The organism is Kineococcus glutinatus, from assembly GCF_039542765.1.
Classification (GTDB): Bacteria; Actinomycetota; Actinomycetes; order Actinomycetales; family Kineococcaceae; genus Kineococcus_A; species Kineococcus_A glutinatus.
Map to the genome: position 1 here is coordinate 1 of NZ_BAABIL010000473.1, position 5,521 is coordinate 5,521.

5 protein-coding genes are annotated in these 5,521 nt (G+C 76.2%); 4 read left to right on the forward strand and 1 reads right to left on the reverse strand.

Annotated elements, in window-relative coordinates:
- From ABEB16_RS16335 to ABEB16_RS16345, 3 genes are all read left to right on the forward strand, one after another.
- Nucleotides 1–1,029, forward strand: a 1,029-nt coding sequence (locus ABEB16_RS16335; protein WP_345713285.1) for a M24 family metallopeptidase, incomplete at its 5' end; no start/stop codon positions are given.
- A gap of 105 nt (nt 1,030–1,134) precedes the next feature.
- Nucleotides 1,135–2,319 carry an ATP-binding protein gene (locus ABEB16_RS16340; protein ID WP_345713286.1) on the forward strand — a complete coding sequence of 395 codons (1,185 nt, stop codon included), beginning with the start codon at nt 1,135–1,137 and terminating at the stop codon, nt 2,317–2,319.
- Between the two features lie 61 nt (nt 2,320–2,380).
- Nucleotides 2,381–3,952: a nucleoside/nucleotide kinase family protein gene (locus ABEB16_RS16345; protein ID WP_345713287.1), complete on the forward strand. Its 1,572-nt coding sequence runs from the start codon at nt 2,381–2,383 to the stop codon at nt 3,950–3,952.
- A gap of 13 nt (nt 3,953–3,965) precedes the next feature.
- On the opposite strand, the gene ABEB16_RS16350 is transcribed toward ABEB16_RS16345, so the two are convergent.
- Nucleotides 3,966–5,144: a serine hydrolase domain-containing protein gene (locus ABEB16_RS16350; RefSeq protein WP_345713288.1), complete on the reverse strand. Its 1,179-nt coding sequence runs from the start codon at nt 5,142–5,144 to the stop codon at nt 3,966–3,968.
- Between the two features lie 141 nt (nt 5,145–5,285).
- On the opposite strand from ABEB16_RS16350, the gene ABEB16_RS16355 reads away from it, so the two are divergent.
- Nucleotides 5,286–5,521 (forward strand): family 1 glycosylhydrolase (locus ABEB16_RS16355; protein WP_345713289.1); only part of this gene is annotated, 236 nt, incomplete at its 3' end.

Here is a 5,521-nt window from a genome sequence, read left to right on the forward strand (position 1 = left end):
CGCGAGCGGGTCCGGGCGGTGCTGGCCGCGCACGGGGCGGCGCGGCTGGTGCTGCGCAGCACCAGCGCGCTGTCCTGGTACCTCGACGGCGCGCGCACCCACGTCGGTCTCACCGCCGGCCCCGTCGTCGCGGTCGTCGTGACGCCCACCACGGAGGAGGCCGTCACCCGCGGCGACGAGGCCGCGCGGCTGGTCGCCGAGGAGCTGCCCGGCGACCTGCCCGTGCGGGTGGTGCCCTGGCACGCCGCGCTGCTGCGCCCGGAGGCGTCCCGGGGCGTGCCGGGCGTGCTGCACGAGGAGGACGTGGCGGCGGAGCTGCGCGCCGCCCGGGCCGCGCTGCTGCCCGCCGAGAGCGCCCGCTACCGGAGGTTGTGCGCCGACGTCGCCGCCGTCCTCGCCGACGTCGCCGCCGTCCTGTCGCCCGGCACGAGCGAGCGCCGCGCTGCCGCCGAGCTGGGCCGCCGCCTCCTGGACCTCGGTGCCGATCCCCTCGTCCTCCTCGTCGGGGGGGCGGGCCGGCTCGCCCACCGCCACGCCCTGCCCACGGGGGCGCCGCTGGGGGAGCGGGCGGTGCTCACCGTCTGCGCCCGCCGCCACGGCCTCGTCGCCGCCGCCACCCGGTGGGTGCGCTTCGCGGCACCGGCCCCGGGGGAGCTGGACGCCGAGATGCGGCTGCTGCACGTGGAGGCCGACGTGCTGGCCGCCACCCGCCCGGGGCGGCGGCTGCGCGACGTCCTCGCCGACGTCGCGGCGGCCTACCCTCGGCACGGTTTCGCCGCCGACGAGTGGGAGCGGCACCACCAGGGCGGTCCCGCCGGTTACGACGTCGACGACCCCGCACCCACCGCCACCGCCGCCGACGTGGTGCACGCCGGGCAGGCGTTCGCGTGGAACCCCAGCGCCCCCGGGGCGAAGGTCCGCGACACCGTGCTGCTCGGGCCCGCGGGCGCGGAGGTCCTCACCCGCGACGCGGGCTGGCCGGCGGTGGAGGTGGCGGGCCGGCTGCGGCCCCTCGTCCGCCAGCTGTGAGGGCACCGGCGGGGCTCGTGCGCACCGTCACCCGGAGTGCGCCGCATCAGGTGCTCTAAGGTCGTCTAAGTCAGCGTCTTATACGGATGCCGGAGGGATGGCCGCGTGGACGCCGCTCGCAACCCCTACACGCCGGGGGCCGGCAAGGCCCCGCCCGCGCTGGTCGGCAGGGGGCGTGAGCTCGAAGAAGGTCGCGTGGTCGTCGCCCGCACGGCTCGCGGTGCCTCGGCGGACGCGCCGATCTTCTACGGGCTCCGGGGCGTGGGGAAGACGGTGCTCCTGAAAGCGCTGCAGAACCAGGCTGCTGCCGCGAACTGGATGACCGTGGAGATCGAGGGCAAGCAGGAGTCGACGGAGCAGCACCTCAGCCGACGACGGCTCGCCAGGGGACTCGTGGGGGCGGCGCGATCGGCAGTTCCGCGCCGGCAGCGGATGTCGGACGCCTGGAAGCGCGCACTCGGCACCATCGGTTCCTTCTCGATCGCAGCGGGCGTCACAGGGGTCGAACTGAGCATCGACGTCCAGGCGGGCTCCGGGCGTGGTGATTCGGGTGATCCGACGGTCGACCTGGAAGAGCTGGTGCACGACCTGGTCCCAGCCCTCGCCGAGTCCGGCATCGGCCTGGGGATCTTCGTGGACGAGATCCAGGACCTGGACCCGGCGATGCTCAGCGCCCTGGTCTCGGTGCAGCACCGAGCCCACCAGAACAGCTGGCCGTTCCACCTGTACGGAGCCGGCCTCCCGAACGTGCCGGCGAGGCTCGCGGAGGTCCGCTCCTACTCCGAGCGCTTCCACTTCGTCCAGATCGGGGCGTTGAGCCCCGCCGATGCGCGTGCGGCCCTCGCCGAACCGGCGGAGGCGGAGGGAGTCACGTACCAGGACGCCGCGCTCGACAGGCTCGTCGACGTCTCCGGCGGCTACCCCTACTTCGTCCAGGTCTTCGGCGACCAGGCGTGGCGAGCAGCTCCGGGGCATGCGGTCATCACCCGGCAGGACGCCGACATCGCCGTCGCGCAGGGAACCGCGGTCCTGGACGAGAGCCTCTTCCACTCGCGCTGGAACCGCGCCACCCCGGCGCAGAAGAAGCTGATGCGGGCCATGGCCGAGGACCCGGTCCAGAGCCAGATCTCCGACCTCGTCGCACGCCTGGGCAAGCGGAAGCCGAGCGACCTCAGCGTGGCGAGGGACGAGCTCATCAAGAAGGGGCTGATCTTCGCGCCCGAGCGCGGCTACCTCCGGTTCACCGTGCCGCACATGGACGACTACCTCCGCCGCCAGGTGGAGGAATGACGTCCGGCGTCCTGTGCGGCGGTTCCCGATCCGGCGGCGCCCGGTGGCAGGCTCGCCCGTCGTGACAGCTCGCAGCCCCCTCGGCGTCTTCACCGGCCTGGCGACGCTGGACCTCGTCCACCGCGTCGAGGTGCCCCCCGGCCCCGACGAGAAGGTCACCGCGCAGGGGCAGGAGCTCGTCGCGGGCGGCCCGGCCGCCAACGCCGCGGTCACCTTCGCCGCGCTCGGCGGCCGCGCCCGGCTCGTCACCGCCCTGGGCCGGCACCCGCTGGCCCGCGCCGTCGCCGAGGAGCTCGCCGACCACGGCGTCGAGGTCGTCGACGCCGCGCCCGGGCGCACCGCGCCCCCGGCCGTCTCCGGTGTTCGGGTGGCCGGTGCGCACCGTTCCGTCACCTCGGTCAACGCCGGCGGCGAGGCCGTGCCCGCCCCGGCGGCGCTGGCCGGTGGTGCGCTGCTGCGCGGTGCCGACGTGCTGCTCGTCGACGGCCACCACCCGGAGCTGGCGCTCGCCGCGGCCCGCGCGGCCCGGGAGGTGGGCGTGCCGGTGCTGCTCGACGGCGGCAGCTGGAAACCCGTGCTCGCGGAGCTGCTGCCCTTGGTCGACGTCGCCGTGTGTTCGGCCGCCTTCGCGGTGCCCGGTGGCGGCGACGTGCTGCTGGACGTGCTCGCCGCGGGGGCGGGTGCCGCCGCGGCGACCGCCGGGCCGGGGCCCGTGCGCTGGCGCACGGAGCGGCCGGGGGAGGTCCGGAAGGGCTCGATCGGGGTGCCGAGGCTCGAGGCCGTCGACACCCTCGGCGCCGGTGACGTCCTGCACGGGGCCCTGGCCCTGGCGATCGCCGACGGGATGGAGCTCCACGAGGCGCTGACCGCGGCGGTGCAGGTCGCCTCCTGGCGCTGCACCGTGCCCGGTGCGCGCGCCTGGCTGCGCGCACCGTGGTTCGCCGACCTGCCGCTGGCGCGCCCGCGACCGGGGCGCGCCGCGCCCGAGGGGCCCGTCGACCTCACCCTCGACGACCTCGTCCGGCGCGCCGGGCGCCTGACCCGGCGCGGTGGCCGCCGGTTGCTCGGCATCGTCGGCGCACCCGGTGCGGGCAAGTCGACGCTGGCCGCCGAGCTCGTCGCCGCCCTGGAGCGCACCGGCGGGCCGGGCACCGCGGTGCGGGTGCCGATGGACGGGTTCCACTGCGCGAACGTCGTGCTGGAGGCGCTGGGCCGCCGCGACCGCAAGGGTGCGCCCGACACGTTCGACGCCGGGGGTTTCGCGGCGCTGGTGCGACGGCTGCGCGCGGCGGACGAGGAGGTCGTGCTGGCGCCGGAGTTCCGCCGCGAGATCGAGGAACCGATCGGCTCGGCGCTGCCCGTGCCGCGGGCGGTCCCCCTCGTCGTCGTCGAGGGGAACTACCTGCTGCTGCGCGAGGGCCCGTGGGCGGCGCTGGAGGGGTCGTTCGACGAGACGTGGTACCTCGACGTGGACGACGAGCTGCGGGTGCGGCGGCTGGCGCGGCGGCACGAGGAGTTCGGCAAGCCGCCGGAGCAGGCGCTGGCCTGGGCGCTGGGCAGCGACCAGGCCAACGCCGAGGTCGTCGCCGCGACCCGGGGGCGGGCCGACCTCGTGCTGCGGTGGGCGGGGTGAGGGCTGGTCGCGCTCACACCGCAGCGCGCTGCGCCTGCCACGCCCCGTGCAGCGCGGTGAGCAGTGCCTGCGACCGGGTGTCCTCACCCTCGACCACCAGGCGGTTGGGGCAGTAGGAGAAGCTCACGCCGGTGCCGGGCCAGAACCCGTGCTGGCTGCCGCCGAAACCCCCGTGCCCGACGCCCTCGGCGGCCGGGCCGAACGGGGCGCGCGACGTCTGCATCTGGAACCCGGCGCTGTAGCGGTTGGGCCAGCCGTCGGGGGTGGTCCAGGCCACGGCCTCCGTGCACGCCTCGCGCAGCGCCGCCTCCCCGAGCCAGCGCCGGCCCTCCAGCTCCCCGTCGCAGGCGAGCACGGCGTAGAGCCGGGCCATCGAGCGGGCCGTCGCGATGCCGCCGGCACCGGGGATCTGCGCGGCGTGCACCTCGCGGGTGTTGAAGAGCGTGGGCTCCCCGAGCAGCGGCGGGTTGGTGTCCAGGAGCCGGTCGACCTCGGTGCGCACCGGGTCGCCGGGCCAGACGGGCGGCGGCGGCTTCTCGCCCTGCAGCTCCAGCACCGCGACGCGGGGTTCCAGTTCCGCCGGCAGGCCGATCCACAGGTCCAGCCCGAGCGGGCCGGTGAGTTCCTCGGCGACGAACGTGCCGGCGTCGCGGCCGTCGACGCGGCGCAGCAGCTCGCCGGTGAGCCAGCCGTGGGTGAGGGCGTGGTAGTGCGGCTGGGCCAGGTCGAACGGCTCCTGGGCGGCCAGCAGCCCGGCCAGGCGCACCGGGTCGGCGAGGTCGGCGACGGTGACGGCCTCGCGGAACGCCGGGACGCGGGCCCGGTGGCTCAGCGCCTCCCGCACGGTGGTGCCGCCCTTGCCGTGGGCGGCGAACTCCGGCCAGTAGTGCGCCACGGGCCGGTCGTGGTCGAGGAGGCCGCGCTCGGCGAGCAGCAGCAGGCACAGCGACATGACGCCCTTGGTGCCGGAGAAGACGACGACCGCGGTGTCCTCGCGCCACGGGACGCCGCCGGCGCTGTCGGCGGTGCCGCCGTGCAGGTCGACGACGGGACGGCCGGCCACGCACGCCGCGAAGGCGGCGCCCGTCTCCCGTCCGTCGGCGAGGTGTGCGGCGAAGACGTCGCGCACCCCCTCGTAGCCGGGGGCGACCCAGCCGCCCACCCGCGTCGCGTCGTCCGTCCCTGCGCTCACGCCCGCTCCCGTCCTCGAGGGTCCCCGTCGATCCTGCCGGGATCCTAGGACGCGGCGAAACGCTTCGACGGGCACCCCGGTGATCCCACCACTGCCACCGCCGACCCGGTGGACCGGGCCGGCTGCTGGGAGGATCGGCCCATGACCACGAGCACCCCGCCCGAGACCACCGCGGCCCCCGGGCGGGAAACCCCGCTCTCCTTCCCCGCCGGGTTCGTCTGGGGCTCGGCGACCGCCTCCTACCAGATCGAGGGGGCCGTCGCCGAGGACGGGCGGACCCCGTCGATCTGGGACACCTTCAGCCACACCCCGGGCAAGGTGCTGAACGGCGACACCGGCGACGTGGCCGACGACCACTACCACCGCTTCCGCGAGGA